At 68.5% G+C, this 16,179-nt stretch carries 12 protein-coding genes; 5 read left to right on the plus strand and 7 right to left on the minus strand.

Annotated elements, in window-relative coordinates; translation table 11 throughout:
• Positions 1-69: 69 nt before the first annotated feature.
• The gene (locus FVE89_RS27440; protein WP_161393309.1) at positions 70-1,137 is read left to right on the plus strand and encodes a lysylphosphatidylglycerol synthase domain-containing protein; all 1,068 of its coding nucleotides are present in this window, start codon (positions 70-72) and stop codon (positions 1,135-1,137) included.
• Between the two features lie 313 nt (positions 1,138-1,450).
• Here the strand turns inward: FVE89_RS27440 and flhA are convergent, their stop codons facing one another.
• Positions 1,451-3,589, minus strand: a complete 2,139-nt coding sequence (gene flhA / locus FVE89_RS27445; RefSeq protein WP_161393310.1) for a flagellar biosynthesis protein FlhA — start codon at positions 3,587-3,589, stop codon at positions 1,451-1,453.
• Between the two features lie 213 nt (positions 3,590-3,802).
• On the opposite strand from flhA, the gene FVE89_RS27450 reads away from it, so the two are divergent.
• The gene (locus FVE89_RS27450) at positions 3,803-4,405 is read left to right on the plus strand and encodes a hypothetical protein (protein ID WP_161393311.1); all 603 of its coding nucleotides are present in this window, start codon (positions 3,803-3,805) and stop codon (positions 4,403-4,405) included.
• A 16-nt stretch (positions 4,406-4,421) separates the two neighbouring features.
• On the opposite strand, the gene FVE89_RS27455 is transcribed toward FVE89_RS27450, so the two are convergent.
• Both FVE89_RS27455 and FVE89_RS27460 read right to left on the minus strand, forming a co-directional pair.
• On the minus strand, positions 4,422-5,663 hold the full coding sequence (locus FVE89_RS27455) for a capsule biosynthesis protein (protein WP_161393312.1): 1,242 nt from the start codon (positions 5,661-5,663) through the stop codon (positions 4,422-4,424).
• A 137-nt stretch (positions 5,664-5,800) separates the two neighbouring features.
• Positions 5,801-6,454: an ABC transporter ATP-binding protein gene (locus FVE89_RS27460; protein WP_161393313.1), complete on the minus strand. Its 654-nt coding sequence runs from the start codon at positions 6,452-6,454 to the stop codon at positions 5,801-5,803.
• Between the two features lie 312 nt (positions 6,455-6,766).
• Here FVE89_RS27460 and FVE89_RS27465 point away from each other — a divergent pair, with 312 nt between their 5' ends.
• The 3 genes from FVE89_RS27465 to FVE89_RS27475 all read left to right on the plus strand — a co-directional run bounded on the left by FVE89_RS27465 (position 6,767) and on the right by FVE89_RS27475 (position 9,794).
• Positions 6,767-7,222 (plus strand): PAS domain S-box protein, encoded by a 456-nt coding sequence (locus FVE89_RS27465; RefSeq protein ID WP_161393389.1) that lies wholly within the window; start codon positions 6,767-6,769, stop codon positions 7,220-7,222.
• A 59-nt stretch (positions 7,223-7,281) separates the two neighbouring features.
• A complete protein-coding gene (gene frc, locus FVE89_RS27470) occupies positions 7,282-8,532 on the plus strand; it encodes a formyl-CoA transferase (RefSeq protein WP_161393314.1) in 1,251 nt (416 codons plus the stop codon).
• 83 nt (positions 8,533-8,615) lie between these two features.
• The gene (locus tag FVE89_RS27475) at positions 8,616-9,794 is read left to right on the plus strand and encodes an HPP family protein (protein ID WP_161393315.1); all 1,179 of its coding nucleotides are present in this window, start codon (positions 8,616-8,618) and stop codon (positions 9,792-9,794) included.
• Here the strand turns inward: FVE89_RS27475 and FVE89_RS27480 are convergent.
• From FVE89_RS27480 to FVE89_RS27495, 4 genes are all read right to left on the minus strand, one after another.
• Positions 9,776-10,483 (minus strand): esterase, encoded by a 708-nt coding sequence (locus FVE89_RS27480; RefSeq protein WP_161393316.1) that lies wholly within the window; start codon positions 10,481-10,483, stop codon positions 9,776-9,778. The two genes, FVE89_RS27475 and FVE89_RS27480, sit on opposite strands and share 19 nt — an antisense overlap.
• A 192-nt stretch (positions 10,484-10,675) precedes the next feature.
• Positions 10,676-12,421 (minus strand): oxalyl-CoA decarboxylase, encoded by a 1,746-nt coding sequence (oxc, locus tag FVE89_RS27485; protein ID WP_161393317.1) that lies wholly within the window; start codon positions 12,419-12,421, stop codon positions 10,676-10,678.
• Positions 12,422-12,661: 240 nt separating this feature from the next.
• Positions 12,662-13,948 carry an oxalate/formate MFS antiporter gene (oxlT, locus tag FVE89_RS27490; protein ID WP_161393318.1) on the minus strand — a complete coding sequence of 429 codons (1,287 nt, stop codon included), beginning with the start codon at positions 13,946-13,948 and terminating at the stop codon, positions 12,662-12,664.
• A 240-nt stretch (positions 13,949-14,188) separates the two neighbouring features.
• Positions 14,189-16,018, minus strand: a complete 1,830-nt coding sequence (locus tag FVE89_RS27495; RefSeq protein ID WP_161393319.1) for a hypothetical protein — start codon at positions 16,016-16,018, stop codon at positions 14,189-14,191.
• Positions 16,019-16,179 lie beyond the last annotated feature (161 nt).

Consider the following 16,179-nt stretch of genomic DNA (forward strand, 5'->3'; position numbering starts at 1 on the left):
TGGCGTCACGCCGCTTGCAGGGCGCCGCGTGACGGCGCATCAGGGGCTCTCCCCGGGGCGTCGGTGTTCATGAAGAAGATCAGCGAGTTCATCTGGCCACTCATCGGCCTCGCCGCGGTCGTCGTCTCGGGCTATTTTCTCTATCAGGAATTGAAGACGACCTCGCTGTCGGCGATCTGGGCCGCGGTGCTGGCGATCCCGCCGCACCGGATCGTGCTGGCGGCTCTCTCGACGCTGGTGGCCTACGCGGCGCTCGCTTGGTACGACCGGATCGCGCTGCTGCATCTGGGCGTCCGCCACATTTCGTGGCTGTTCGTTTCGCTCTGTTCGTTCACGACCTACGCGCTCTCGCACAATATCGGCGCCTCGGTCTTCTCCGGTGCCCTGGTGCGCTACCGGGCCTATACCGCCAAGGGCCTGACCGCGGCGCAGGTGGCCGTGCTGGTGGCCCTCTGCTCGTTCACGTTCTTCCTGGGCACGGTCCTGCTCGGCGGGTTCACGCTGGTGGTCGATCCGAACCTGCTGTCGCGGCTCGAGGGCAAGCTGCCGGGCTTCCTCACCGATCCGAAGACCGCGCTGATCGTCGGCATCGGCATGCTGGGCTTTGTCGGCCTGTACGTGATCGGCTCGATCCTGCACCTGCGGCCGCTGCACATCCGGTCCTTCAAGCTCGAATATCCGCGGCCCGGCATCATGGTGCGCCAGCTCCTCGCGGCGCCGCTGGAGCTGCTGGGTGCGGCCGGCATCATCTATTTCGCGCTGCCCGAGGCGATGAATCCGGGCTTCATCCCGGTGCTGGCGATCTTCCTGGCCTCGTTCTCGGTGGCCCTGGCTTCGCATGCGCCGGGCGGCCTCGGCGTGTTCGAGATCGTGTTCATCACGGCCATGCACATCACGGACGAGGCCCAGAAGGACGCGATCATCGCCGCGGTGATCATCTTCCGGATCTTCTATTTCTGGATCCCGGCGCTGATCTCGGTGATCGTGGTGATCGCCTTCGAGCGGTCCCGGCTCGCGGCGGCCATCGGCTCGGCGGCGAACGGATCGAAGGCGGCCGTGGTGCCGGATCCTCCGGTCGTCGCGCCGGGGCTCGATCCGCACGAGCTGGAGCGGGAACTCAAGCAGAAGGCGGTGTGAAGTCGGTCGGTGGGCTTATTTCCCTCCCTCCTCTGCTGGGGAGGGTGGCCCCCGACGGGGGTCGGGAGAGGGGAGCGACGCTGCAGGACAAAGAGCTCCTCACAAAACTCCCGGGCACCGGACATTTCCCTCTGGCCGCGACAGCGCAGCGGGAGTTTCGTGAGAGGCTCAAAGTTCAGTGCTGCGTGTAGATCCCGCCCTTTTTTCTCAACCCGGGTTCCCGTCTCCCGCCCCCTGCTGACGCAGGTGCCGCCCTACCCTCGCAGGGGAGAGAGGAAATGCGGAGCCGTCGGCGCCCTGACTCCGTACACCCTCAGATAGAGCTCACCGTCCGCAGCCGCGCCCGCGGGTGGATCTCCGCCTGGCTCATCACCGGGGTCTCCCGGCGGAACCGCTCGATGATCGAGCGTACGAACGGCCGGGTCTGCGCCGAGGTCACCAGGACCGGCATCTCGCCCTGCCGCGCCGCGGTCTCGAACCGGTCGCGCACGGCGTTGACGAAGTCGCTGAGCTTGGACGGCTGCATCGCGAGGTAGCGCTCCTCCCGCTCGCCGACGATCGATTCCAGGAAGGCCTGCTCCCAGGCCGGCGACAGGGTGATGATCGGCAGGCTGCCGTTCTGGTCCTGATACTGGGCGCAGATCTGCCGCCCGAGCCGGGCACGGACGTGCTCGACCACGTCGCGCGGGTTCTTCACGCCGCCCGCGACCTCCGCGATCGCCTCCACGATCGCCCCCAGGTCGCGGATCGAGACGCGCTCGGCCAGCAGGAATTGCAGCACCCGCTGGATGCCGGTGGTTGAGATCTGCGACGGCACGATCTCCTTGAGGAGTTCGGTATGCTCCTTCGGCAGCTCGCGCAGCAGCTTGGACACTTCGACGTGGTTCAGGAGCTCGGAGACATGCGCCTTGATCACTTCGGTGAGATGCGTCGAGACCACGGTGGCGGCATCCACCACGGTGTAGCCTTTCACCTGGGCCTGATCGCGGAGCGCCGCATCGATCCAGGTGGCCGGGAGCCCGAAGGTCGGCTCCAGCATGTGCTGGCCGGGCAGCTGGACCTGTCCGCCCATCGGATCCATCGCCATGAACTGGCCCGGGAAGATCCGGCCGGTGCCGGCCTCGATCTCCTTCACCCGCACCACATAGGTGTTGGCATCGAGCTGGACGTTGTCGAGGATGCGCACGGAGGGCATCACGAAGCCCAGCTCCGCCGCGAGCTGCCGGCGCAGGGCCTTGATCTGATCCGTGAGCCGATCCTGGCCCTCGCCATTGACGAGCGCGAGCAGCGCGTAGCCCATCTCAAGCTTCAGGTCGTCGAGCCTGAGCAGGTCGGTGACGGTCTCCTCCTTGGCGGCCGCGACGCCCTTCGCGTCCGTCGGGGCGCCCTCTGCGTCGAGGGGTGGAGCCTCCTTGGCGGTCTTGTTGATCCGCCACGCGGCGTAGCCGGCGCCGCCGCCGAGCAGCAGGAACGGCAGCATCGGCATGCCGGGCAGGAGCGCGATCAGCAGCATCACCGCCGCCGACATGCCGAGCGCCTTGGGATAATGCGCGAGCTGCTTGCCGAGCGCCTTGTCGGCCGCGCCCTTCACGCCGGCCTTGGAGACCAGCAGGCCCGCGGCGGTCGAGACGATCAGGGCCGGAACCTGGCTCGCGAGCCCGTCGCCGATCGTGAGCAGCGTGTAGCTCTTGGCGGCCTCGCCGAAGCTCAGGCCCTGCTGCGCCACGCCGATGATGATGCCGCCGACCACGTTGATGAAGGTGATCAGCAAAGCCGCCACAGCGTCGCCGCGCACGAATTTCGAGGCGCCGTCCATGGCGCCGAAGAAGGAGGATTCCTCCTCCAGGGCTGCGCGCCGGGCCTTGGCGACCTTCTCGTCGATCAGCCCGGCCGAGAGGTCGGCGTCGATCGCCATCTGCTTGCCGGGCATGGCGTCGAGGGTGAAGCGGGCCGCGACTTCGGCGATGCGGCCCGAGCCCTTGGTGATGACCACGAAGTTCACGATGATCAGGATCGCGAACACGATGATCCCGATCACGAAGTTGCCGCCCATCACGAAGCGGCCGAAGGCCTCGATCACGTGGCCGGCCGCCGCCGTGCCCTCGTGGCCGTGCCCCAGGATCAGGCGGGTCGAGGCGAGGTTCAGGGCGAGCCGCAGCATCGTGGCGATGAGCAGCAGCGTCGGGAAGACGGTGAATTCCAGCGGGTTGTCGATCGACAGGCCGGTCATCATGATCAGCACCGACGTGATGATCGACACCGCCAGCAGCAGGTCGAGCAGCATGGCGGGCAGCGGGAAGATCAGGACCGCGAGGATCGCCAGCACGCCGGTGGCGAACAGGAGATCCGAACGCTTCGACAGGGCCTGCACGTCGCCGCGGCTGGGCAGCGCGAACTGCCCCAGTATGGCCGCCGGACCCATCCGTGTCGGCGCGCTCGCCGTCTCCGCCATCGATCCCACCCGTCGCCGCCTGTCCGGGACGCGTTTCCCGCGGCGAACCCGGCAAGATCTGCCGGGTGGATGGTTAGCGGCCCGTTAAGAGGGCCGCCGACGGGATCGGGAACCCGGTGCGCTTCCGCCGCTTGACGGGGCGATGAACGCACCGCCCGGCGACGGTCCCACCGTGTCCGGCCGGCGGCGTCGCCGCGGATCCGGGAGATTTCGATGGCCGCACGCGCATTGACCGCCCTGTACGACGATTACGAGGACGCCGCCCGGGCGGTGGATCAGCTCGAGGCTGCCGGCATTCCCCACGGCGAGATCAGCATCATCTCGAATCGGACCGACCCCGAGGCCGCGGCGCTGTCGCCGATCGACAAGGCACACGAGCCCGACGAGACCATCGATTCCGCCGGCACCGGCGCGACGGTCGGCACGGTGCTGGGCGGCGGTGCGGGTCTGCTCGCCGGCCTCGGCCTCCTGGCCATTCCCGGACTCGGGCCGGTCGTGGCTGCGGGCTGGCTCGTGGCGACCGTGACCGGCGCGGGCGTCGGCGCCGCCGCCGGAGGATTGATCGGGGGGCTGACCGGGGCGGGATTGAGCGAGGGCGAGGCCGAGACCTATGCCGAGGGCGTCCGCCGTGGCGGGACGCTGGTCACGGTCCGCGCCGACGAGAGCAGGGCCGACCGGGTGCTCGGCATCCTGGCTCAATCGGGCTCGATCGATCTCGACGAACGCGCCGAGGGCTGGCGCGCCCAGGGCTGGACCGGCGGCACCGTCGGACCCGCGGCGAGCCGGTCCGGCATGCCGGCCGGCTCCGACCGCTGAGTCGAGGTGTCGCCTCTCAGGCCATCATCTTCCGCGCGAACATGGCGGCGGCGAACAGCACGGCGGACCCCGCCGTGATGAGGCTGATCATCAGCAGGCGCCGCGGCTCCGTCGACGATTCGGCCCGCACCGGCTCCACGATCGGGCTGAAGAACTCGATCTGGCGCGCCGCGATCATGCGGGCGCGCTCATGGGCCGTCAGCACCGATTGGTAGTACTTTTCGGCGTTCTTCCGGTCGTTCTCCAGCGCCTCGAACCGCGTCAGCGCATCCGAGAGAAGGCGCTTCTGCTCGGGATCCTGGCTGGCGGATTGCCGCTCGATCCGCGCGATGTTCTCGTCGAGATCCTTGATCTGCTGCTTGATGTCGATGATGCGGCGCGACTCGGGGCCGAGATCGCGCTGGCCGATGGCGAGCTGGACCGCGAGGTTGATCCGCGAGGCCCGCAGCTCGGCGATCATCTTCAGATTGACTTCATTCGATTTCTGCGCGTCGAGCACGCCCTCGCGGTTGCGCAGGTCGCGCATGGCGAGGCGGATCTTGGTCATCCGCTCCTCGGCGAGCTTCAGCTCGCGGGTGCTCTCGGCCACCGAGTCCTCGCGCGCCTTCACGCTGAGGTCGTTCACCATCCGCTCGGCCTCCTTCATGACGGCCTTGGCGATGGCGAGGGATTGATCCGGGTCGAACGCCTCGACGGTGACGGCCATGATCCCGGAATTGGGTTCGATGTCGATATCGACGCGCCGCTTCCAGTAGCGGAGGAACTTCTCGATCGGCTTGCTCGGATCGAAGCGCGAGATGTAGTCGATGCTGTCGTTGCCGAACCACTCGCGCAGCGGCAGCTGCGCCTCGAGGGTCTCCAGCATCGGCCGGCTCACGATGTATTCCTTCGTGATCAGCGTGTCCTGCGCCACCATCTGTGTCGGGACGCCGGCGCTGGTCCCCACCGAATCCGGGGCCGCCTTGTCGGCCGTCCCGATGGCCGGCCGGATCGCGAAGCGCGCCTCGGTGACGTACCGGTCAGAGGCGATCAACCCGAAATAGAGGGCGCCGGCGAGCGTCGGCAGCACGAAGCAGACCGCGAACAGGATCGGGATCCAGGGGTCGTTCTTGACGTGGCTCTGGTAGGACCGGATGCCCTTCTTGCGGTCGGCGAAGCGCGACATCCGCGCGATCTGCCGCAGCGACTCGGTGATCGCCTGCTGGCGCTCCGCGGTCGTGACCGGCTGCCCTTCGGCTTTCCGGATCTCCATGTTCATGGCTTGATTCCCGGCCTCCCCGGCCCTGAAGATCGATCCGTCTGGAAGCACCTGTCCGCAAGGCGGCGCACGCGTCCGATCGGTCTCTCACGCGGACACGGCAAAAGCATGTCCGCCCATCCGCGGGCCGCGGCGCCTCACGCGTTGAGCCGCCGGTAGACCTCGATGGCGTCGTTGACGTCCTCGTAGATGATCGCGCGGCCATTGAGCAGGACGAGGCCCTGCGTGCACCATTGCCGGATCGTCTCCATGGAGTGGGAGACCATGATGATGTCGGCGTTCTTGCGGCGCTGGGAGAAGACCTCGTCGCAGCGCTTGGAGAAGCGCGCGTCGCCGACCGAGGTGATCTCGTCGATCAGGTAGCAGTCGAACGGGATCGCCATGCTCATGCCGAAGGCGAGGCGCGCGCCCATGCCGGATGAATACGTGTAGATCGGCACGTCGAGGTAGCTGCCGAGTTCGGAAAAGTCCTCGACGAAATCCAGGACTTTTCGCGGGTCCTCCCCGTAGATCCGAGCCACGAACACGACATTGTCGCGGCCGGTCATCTTCGGGTGGAAGCCGCCCGCGAAACCCAGCGGCCAGGAGACCCGCAGGCCGCGATGGATCTTGCCCCGGGTCGCGTCCTCCGTCCCGGCGATCAGCCGCATCGTGGTCGATTTGCCGGCGCCGTTGATGCCGAGGATCCCGTAGGAAATGCCCGGCTTCAGGGTGAATGTCGCCTGTTCGAGGATGGTCCGTTTGTGACCGTCCGTGCGGTAGACCTTGCTGACTTTGTCGAAGCGGATCACCGGATGACTCCAGGGCGGGGTGCCGAACCGCCGGTCCGAGCTGTCGGCCGCCGCGCTCCTGCGCGCCGAAAGCGGCAAATCTGAGAACACGATAGGCCTGCTGGCCGGGGGATCCGGGCCGATGGCCTGCGCCTCCGGGATACAGATCGGCCCGGAATGAAAGTGCAGCTCTTGAGCCGGGCGTTGACGCCATTCCCCATATGGCATACCAAATACCAACGGTTCTGGGCGCGGAAACGCGGGCACGGGACCAGCGAGCTGGAACTTTAGCTCCAATCCCGGAGAGAAAGGCCGCCCATGACGCATCCCTTGATGGATGGGGACACCAGCGCGCGGCCCGCCGCGCCGTACGACCTCGCGGGTCTCGTCGATGCGATCGGGGATGCGGTCGTCGTGGCCGATCCGGAGGGGGCCATCACCGTCTGGAATCCGGCTGCGGAGCGGATCTTCGGCTTCACCGCCGCGGAGGCACTCGGCCAGACGCTGGACCTGATCACGCCCGAGCGGCACCGCCGTCGGCACTGGGACGGCTACGCCAAGACGATGCGGACCGGCACCACACGCTACGGGGCGCAGACCCTGAGGGTGCCGGCGATCCGCAAGGACGGAAGCCAGCTTTCCATCGCCTTCACGGTGGGGATGGTCCGGGACTCCGCTGACCGGGTGACCGGAATCGTGGCGGTGATCCGCGACGAGACCGAGCGCTGGTCGGAAGAAAAGCGGCTGCGCCAGCGCGTGGCCGAGCTCGAAGCCGCCGTGCCGGCCTGAACGGGTCCGCCGGGCATCGCCTTCACCCCAACGCCAATCAATCCAAGGGAGGACGCCCCATGAGCAAGCCGCTGGAAGGCATCAAGATCATCGATTTCACGCATGTCCAGGCCGGCCCGGCCTGCACGCAGCTGCTGGCGTGGTTCGGCGCCGACGTGATCAAGGTCGAGCGCCCCGGCGCCGGCGACGTGACCCGCACGCAGCTGCGCCACGTCGAGGATGCGGACGCGCTCTATTTCACGATGCTGAACTCCAACAAGCGCTCGCTCACCCTCGACACCAAGACCCAGGCCGGCAAGGAAGTCCTCGAGAAGCTGATCCGGGATTCGGACGTCATGGTCGAGAATTTCGGCCCCGGCGCGCTGGACCGGATGGGCTTCTCCTGGGCCCGCATCCAGGAATTGAACCCGGGCATGATCCTTGCCTCGGTGAAGGGGTTCTCCGACGGCCATCACTACGAGGACCTGAAGGTCTACGAGAACGTCGCCCAATGCGCGGGCGGTGCTGCCTCGACCACGGGCTTCTGGGACGGCCCGCCCACCGTCAGCGCCGCTGCGCTGGGTGACTCGAACACCGGGATGCATCTGGCCATCGGCATCCTCACGGCGCTCCACCAGAAGAACAAGACCGGCAAGGGCCAGAAGGTCGCCGTGTCGATGCAGGACTCGGTGATCAACCTCTGCCGGGTGAAGCTGCGCGACCAGCAGCGCCTCGACGCGCTCGGCTATCTGGAGGAATACCCGCAATATCCCCACGGCGAGTTCTCCGACGTGGTGCCGCGCGGCGGCAATGCGGGCGGCGGCGGCCAGCCGGGCTGGGTGCTGAAGTGCAAGGGCTGGGAGACCGACCCGAACGCCTACATCTACTTCACGATCCAGGGCCACGCCTGGGCCCCGATCTGCAAGGCGCTCGGCAAGGAGGAGTGGATCACCGATCCCGCCTACAACACTCCGCGGGCGCGTCAGGATAAGATCTTCGACATCTTCAAGACGATCGAGGAGTGGCTCGCGGACAAGACCAAGTTCGAGGCGGTGGACATCCTGCGCACCTACGACATCCCCTGCGCGCCGGTGCTGTCGATGAAGGAGATCGCCGAGGACAAGTCCCTGCGCGAGAGCGGCACCGTCGTCGAGGTGGCGCATCCGAAGCTCGGCAAGTACCTGACCGTCGGAAGCCCGATCAAGTTCTCCGACATGAAGGTCGAGGTGAAGGCTTCGCCGCTGCTCGGCGAGCACACCGACGAGGTGCTGGCGGGTCTGGGCTACACGCAGGAGCAGATCCGGGCCATGCACGAGGCCCGCGCGGTCTGATAGGAACGGGACGCCCTCCGCGATCCTGAGACAGGACGGCGCCGCCTCGGCGTCGTCCTTTTCATGTGCGAGCCTCGGATCCGATGCGTACGTTCCTGAGTCGTTTTCTTCCGGAGCTGACCCCGGTCAGCAAGCGCGAGCGCCTGCGCTCCGCTGCCGGAGCCCTGGTGGGGATCCTGGCGACCGGCCTCGTCTGCCGGGCTTCCGTCCCGGCCGAGGCGCTGCCGATCCTGATCGCGCCGATGGGCGCCTCGGCGGTGCTGCTCTTCGCGGTGCCGGCGAGTCCCCTGGCGCAGCCCTGGTCGATCCTCGGCGGCAATCTGGTCGCCGCTTTGGTTGGCGTCACGGCGGCGGGGTGGATCGCCGATCCGTTCGTGGCCGCGTCCTGCGCCATCGGGGTGGCGATCGCCCTGATGATGCTCCTGCGCTGCCTGCACCCGCCGAGCGGGGCCGTGGCGCTGACGGCCGTGCTGGGCGGCCCGGCGATCCGGGCGCTGGGCTACGGCTTCGTGCTCTGGCCGGTGGCGGCCAACTCGTTGATCCTGCTCGCCACCGCCCTGCTGTTCAACAACCTGACCGGGCGCGCCTACCCGCATCATCGCCCGGCCGGACCGCGGACGGCCGATCCGCCCTCGGGCGCCCGGGTCGGATTCCGGGCCGCCGATCTCGATGCGGCGCTTGAAGAGTTCGACCAGCTCCTCGACGTCGATCGCGGCGACCTGGAGCAGATCCTGCGGCGGGTGCAGATGCGGGTCTACGGCCGCAGCTCGGGGCCGATCACCTGCGCGGCGATCATGTCGCGTGACGTGATCGCGGTGGCGCCCGACGCGCCGCTCGCCGAGGCGCTGCGGCTGCTGCGCCGCCACCGGATCAAGGCGCTGCCGGTCACCGACGAGCGCGCTCGGGTGCTCGGGATCGTCACCCAGACCGACCTCCTCGACAAGGCGGCCTGGGACCGGTCCGGACCGCGCCTCGGCCTCGGCCGCCGCCTCCTGCTCACCGCCGAGCGGGGCCGGGCGCCCCATGGCTGCGCCGCCGACATCATGAGCGCGGTCGAGCCGGTCAAGCCCGATATGCCCATCGCGGCGCTCGTGCCGCGGATGTCGGAGGCGGGGCTGCACCACCTCCCGGTGGTCGATGCCGATGGCCGGCTCGTCGGGATCGTCTCGCAGACGGACCTGATCCCGGCGCTGCTCGCCGAAGCCGGCACACCCGAGGCGCCGGCCCGCCTCCGTGCTCCGGCTCAGCCCGCCCTGGCCTGATCCGCGGGCCGATCGCGCAGGAAGAAGTCCACGGCCTGCGCCACGACGTCCGGCTGGTGGGCGTGCGGCCCGTCATACTCGACATAGGTGACCGGGTAGCCGGCCTCGCGCAGGGCCGGCACGTGCACCCGGGCGCTCCGGTCGATCGGGATCTGCGCGTCCCGCGTCCCATGCGACAGGAAGATTCTTGGCGCGCCGACTTGAAGGTGCACGGACAGGAAGCCCGCCGACGAGACGATCAGGTGGCTCGCCACGTCGCCGTTCGCGAGGCCGAGGGAGAGCGTGTAGCTGCCGCCATCGGAATGGCCGGCGAAGCCGAGGTGTTCGGGGTCGAGCAGGAACCGGTCGGCCACGTGTTCCAGCGCCGCCGCGACGCGCTCCCGATCGGGGCCGTGGCCTGCGATGACGATGTCCCAGGTCGGGAACAGTGATTGCGGGACGAGGAGCAGGAACTTTTCGGATTGGGCATGGCGGTCCAGCCTCGGCAGGATGCGTTCGGCGCTGCCGCCGCCGCCGTGGAACAGCACCACGAGCGGGGAGGGGCGGCGGGGATCGACGCCTTCGGGGACCAGCAGCACTGCGTCGCGCTCGGCGAAGAGCCCGAGATCGTGCCGGCCCGGGGGAAGGGGTTGCTGCGTGGGCAGGCGGTGACGGAAGTCCAGGCGGCCGGCGAGGTCGGGGTCGATCATCTTAGGACAATGGCGGGTGGCTTCGCGTGTGCGCGTCGCCGTCAGGATTGAAGCGATGGCATCCGCTGCTCTCCCTCCCCCCTCTGCGGGGGAGGGAAGCGCGTGCGGTGCGTCCAGTCTGCATCAGAAACGGCCGGACCGCTGAGCGATCCGGCCGTCAAAGGTCATCCAGTCAGGGGCCTCGGCCCGCCCTCACTTCTTCTTCTTGATCCCGCTCTGCGGGTTGAGGCTGCCGATATTGCCGCTCTCGCTGCCCGCGGCCGGATCGATGACGGCGTTGACGAGCGCCGGACGGCCCGAATTCATCGCCTCGTTGACCGCGCGGGTCAGCTCGTCCGGCGTGGTGACGTGGTAGCCGACGCCGCCGAAGGCCTCCATCATCTTGTCGTAGCGGGAATCCGGCACGAACACCGTCGTGGCCGGATCGCGGCCGGTCGGGTCGGTGTCGGTGCCGCGGTAGATTCCGTTGTTGTTGAACACCACGATGCAGACCGGCAGGCCGTACCGGCAGATCGTCTCGACCTCCATGCCGGAGAAGCCGAAGGCACTGTCGCCCTCGACACAGAGCACCGGCTTGCCGGTCTCGACCGCGGCCGCGACGGCGAAGCCCATGCCGATGCCCATGATGCCCCAGGTGCCGACATCGAGCCGCTTGCGCGGCTGGTACATGTCGATGATGCCCCGGGCGAGGTCGAGGGTGTTGGCGCCCTCGTTCACCAGGATCGCGTCCGGCCGTTCCTTCACGATGGTGCGGAGCGCCCCGAGCGCGGCATGGAAGGTCATGGGCGAGGCGTTGCTCATGAGCTTCGGCGCCATCTTGGCGATGTTCGCCTCGCGCTTGGCCTTGAGCGTGTCGATCCAGTCGGACGGAGGCTGCTGCCAGCCCTGGCCCATGCCGTCGAGCAGCGCCTGCACGCAGGAGGCGATGTCGCCGACCACGGGCGCGACGATCTCGACATTCGAGTCCATCTCGCGCGGCTCGATGTCGATCTGGATGAACTTGGTCGAGCCCGGCTCGCCCCAGCTCTTGCCCTTGCCGTGCGACAGCAGCCAGTTCAGCCGGGCGCCGATCAGCAGCACCACGTCCGAATCCTTCAGCGCCGTCGAGCGTGCCGCGCCGGCCGAGAGCGGGTGGGTGTCGGGCAGGAGGCCCTTGGCCATGCTCATCGGCACGTAGGGGATGCCGCTGGTCTCGACCAGCGCGCGGATCGCCTCGTCGGCCTGGGCGTAGGCCGCGCCCTTGCCGAGCACGATCAGCGGCCGCTTGGCGGATTTCAGGACCTCGAGCGCCCGGGCGATCGCCTCGGGGGCGGGGCGCTGGGCCGGGGCCGGATCGATCACCTTGACCAGCGACTTCTGGCCGGCCTCGGCATCCATCACCTGGGCGAACAGCTTGGCGGGCAGATCCAGATAGACGCCGCCCGGACGGCCCGAGCAGGCGGCGCGGATGGCGCGGGCCACGCCGATGCCGATATCGGCCGCGTGCAGCACCCGGAAGGCCGCCTTGCACAGGGGCTTGGCGATGGCGAGCTGATCCATCTCCTCGTAATCGCCCTGCTGCAGGTCGACGATCTCGCGTTCGGAGGAGCCCGAGATCAGGATCATCGGGAAGCAGTTGGTGCTGGCGTTGGCGAGCGCCGTCAGCCCGTTCAGGAAGCCCGGGGCCGAGACCGTGAGGCAGATGCCCGGCTTCTGGGTGAGGAAGCCCGCGATCGCCGCGGCGTTGCCGGCGTGCTGCTCGTGGCGGAACGAGATCACCCGCATGCCCTCGGCCTGGGCCATGCGGCCGAGATCGGTGATCGGGATGCCCGGGACGCCGTAGATCGTCTCGATGCCGTTGAGCTTGAGCGCGTCGATTACGAGGTGGAAGCCGTCGGTCAGCTCGGGCTCCGCGTCGATTTCGGGATTGGTATGGACGATCTTGGCCAGGGCGGTCATCGGGGGTCTCTCCAGAGGATGAATGCTACGGCTCTCTGAGCCGGTGAGCGTGTCGAATTCCCATCCTCCCCCTCATCCTGAGGTGCTGCGCAGCAGCCTCGAAGGAGGGCTCCAGAGGTCTCGGCGATCCCTGGAGACCTCCTTCGAGGCCTCCGCTTCGCTTCGTCACCTCAGGATGAGGGAGAGAATAGGAGATCAGTGCGTGTTCGGCGTCCTTCGTGTCGTCTCAGGGGCGCGTGTTCAGGCCGCCCGGATCGGCTGGGCGGCGAGCGCCGCGGGGGCTTCGTCCGCGGCGAGGTAGCGGGCGCGCATCGGGCGAAGCAGGAACATGGCCAGCGCCGCCGCCGTGACGTTGAGGACGATGATCAGCGTGAACACCGCCGACCAGCCATAGGCCGCCGAGAGCAGGCTCGCGAAGGGCACGAGGAAGGCCGCGGTGCCCTTCGCGGTGTAGAGCAGGCCGGCATTGCTGGCGGCATATTTCGAGCCGAACGTGTCGCCGCAGGTCGCCGGGAACAGCGAGTAGATCTCGCCGAACACCCCGAAATACACCGCGGTGGCCAGAACGAACACCATCGGGTTGTGGCCGTAGGTGAGCAGCACGATCACCGCCGCCGCCGCCGTCGAGAAGGCGATGAACATCGTGTTCTCTCGGCCGATATGGTCGGAGACGAAGCCGAAGAACGGCCGGCCGAACCCGTCGAAGATCCGGTCGAGCGAGATCGCCAGCGTCAGCGCGGCCATCTGCAGGCCGAACAGGCTCACCGGAACGCCGGCCACCTGGAAGTCGTGGGCGATCGGGGCGATCTGCGCCGCCGCCATCAGGCCGCCGGAGGCCACCATCACGAACATCGCGTACATCACCCAGAAGACCGGGGTGCGCACCGCCTCGCGGGGGCTGCGGTCCACCTTGGTCTGGGGCAGACGCAGGCTCTTGCGCTGGACCGGCGTGATCGTCGACGGCTTGCGCAGCAGGAAGGCGAGGGCCAGCACCACGGCGCCCTGGCCGATGCCGAAATACAGGAAGGCGTCCTGATAGCCGCTGGAGGCGATCATCCGGGCGATCGGCACCACCGTGATGGCCGCGCCCGCGCCGAACCCGGCCGCCGTGGCGCCGGCCGCGAGACCGCGGCGATGCGGGAACCACTTGAGGGCGTTGCCCACGCAGGTGCCGTAGACCGAGCCCGCGCCGATGCCGGCGATCACGGCCCCGAGATACAGCATGAACAGGCTGTCGGCGTAGGCGTCGATCGTCCAGGCCAGGGCGATCATCACGCCGCCGAAGGCGACCACGATCTTCGGGCCGTAGCGGTCCACGAACCAGGCCTCGACCGGGACCAGCCAGGTCTCGGTGGCGACGAACAGCGTGAAGGCGAGCTGGATCGCGGCCCGGCCCCAGTGATAGCGCTGGTCGATCGGATCGACGAACAATGTCCAACCGTATTGGAGGTTGGCGATCATGGCCATGCAGGTCACGCCGAAGGCGAGCTGCCACCATTTCGCCGACGGCGAATCCTGGCGTTCCATCCCTAAGCCTCTCTTTGGGCGGCGCGGCCTTGCGGTGGCGGCGTCTCGATTGCGGAGCCAATCATGCACATCCCTTCCAGGCATGCAATATACCAGATCGAGACGGTCCGTATGAACTGTCAGTCCGGCGATATTTTTCCGCTTGACCGGAATACGAGTGTTGAGCGCCGCAGCCTACAACTCTGACTCGTAGACCGCGCGGCGTCCATGCAGGGCGCCGCGTGCGGGAGCCGCCGCCCGTCAGATCTGGTCCGCACCGGCCATTGGAGGCGCCGCTTCAGAATCCGTAGGCGGACCCCAGGCTCCGAGCGTGGGCTCCTCGGCCGGGTTCAGCGTCTCGTCGAGGGCGGGGATCGCGGTCGGGTCGGCCGGTACGCCGATCAGGGTGCGAGCGGCCGCCCAGTCCGGCCCGTCGCCGAGAGCCGCGAAGGCGTCGCGGTCGAGCCCGGTGAGCCGGCCACGGTCGAGCCGCAGGATCGCCCGTCCGGTTTCGGCCTGCACGAAGCGGATCGCCGCCATCCGGCGCAGGCATTCCCGCAGGAACCCGGTATTGGCGGAAGCCGCGAGGTCGGCGCCCTTGAACACGGCGTCGGGCGCGCGTGCAAAGATGTCGACCTTGCGGAAGCGGTCGATGTCGATCAGCCCCTTCACGTCGAGGATGTTGAGGATCCCGTCGGCCCAGAACGCGATGGTACGCGGGCGCTCGCCGAGCGGCACGCTGTTGTCGAGGAACTCGCAGACCACCTGCTTGTCGCGCGACAGTGCCCAGTTGAAGAACAGGCGCGGCATGCCGGTATAGGCCTCGACATTGTGGGCCAGCAGATCCTCCACCGCCTTGTAGCGGCCGAACATCTCGCCCCGCCGCCAAGCGCGTTCCACGGTGTCGGCCGGCGGCGTGACCATGAACTGCATGTAGACCCGGTCGCCGAACCGGGTGAGCAGCTGGCCACCCCCATCCGAGCCAGCCTCGGCCTGGAAGCTGTCGAACCGGAAGCGGTCGATCAGCAGGTTCGAGATCCGCCGCTCGGAGGCCTTCCGGGTGACGTAGCGGTCGAGCTTCATGTCGATGATCTCGACCTCGTAGCCCGTCAGCGTGCCGGCATAGCGGGCGGCCGGACCGAGGCTGTCGTAATCGAGCAGGTATTTGCGCCAGACATCCGGGGTGATCACCGCGAAGTCGGACCACGCCATGCCGAGGCGCCGGGCGAGGCCCAGCTGATAGGGGCGGATGGTACTCTTGCCGGAGGCCGAGGCGCCCTTGACGTTCATCACCACCGGATGGGCCTGGGCCGCGAGCCGGCGGTAGCCGCGCGCCTCGATCACGGTGGCGATCCAGGGCTCGATCATCGCGCCGATGCGGCGGCTGCCGTAACCGTTGCTGACCAGTGTCCCGGCGAGGCTGCGCAGGAGGGCCGCGTCGCGGATCAGCGTATTCTGCCGGGCGATGAGGCCCGACACGACCATGCGCAGCGCCTCGCAGGCGGCGATCTCGAGGCCGTCGCCGGTGTCCAAGGCCCGCCGCTGCCAGGATTCGATGTGGAGCAGAGCCCGGGTCGCGCGGTCCACGCGCGGTGCCTCTACCGCTGGCGGGCGGCGGCCGAGCAGCCGATCGAGCCAGCGCGGCTCCGGCGGGGGAGGGGCTGGCGGATCGTCCAGGATAGCGGCGATCTCGCGGGTGAGCACCGCGTCGGCCTCGGCGCGGATCCGGGTGAGCGCGTCCTCGACCTCTCTGAGGCGGGGCTCGACGCCCTCGCGCAGGATCGTGGCGACGATCGCGCGGAAATTCACGCCGAGATCGGCATAGACCGCGCCCACCGGCACGGACAGATCCGACATGACCCGGATCAGAACCTCATGGACCACGAGGCGGCTCGCCCGGAAGCGCGTGAGCTGCCGGGCCGGCAGGCCGCACAGGTCGCTGAGATCGAGGGCGTCGCGCAGCGGCGTCTCGACATGCTCCGGGCGGTAGACGGTGACGAGCGGCAGGAAGGCGGCGGGCAGGTCGGAGCGGACGCCGGGATTCCAGGGGCCGACGGGCGGTTCCGAGGTGTTGGCTGCCGCGTCGATCATCCGCGCGTCTCCCTCCCCCCTCTGCGGGGGAGGGTGGGCCGGCCGTCAGGCCGGGTCGGGAGAGGGGAGCGCGGCTTCAGGGACACGCGCGACCGGCAAGAAGGGCGGAGCCGGGTGCTGCACCGTCGCTCCCCCCTTGCGGGACTTCGTCCCGACCCGTC

It is taken from the genome of Methylobacterium sp. 2A, assembly GCF_009806555.1.
GTDB lineage: Bacteria > Pseudomonadota > Alphaproteobacteria > Rhizobiales > Beijerinckiaceae > Methylobacterium.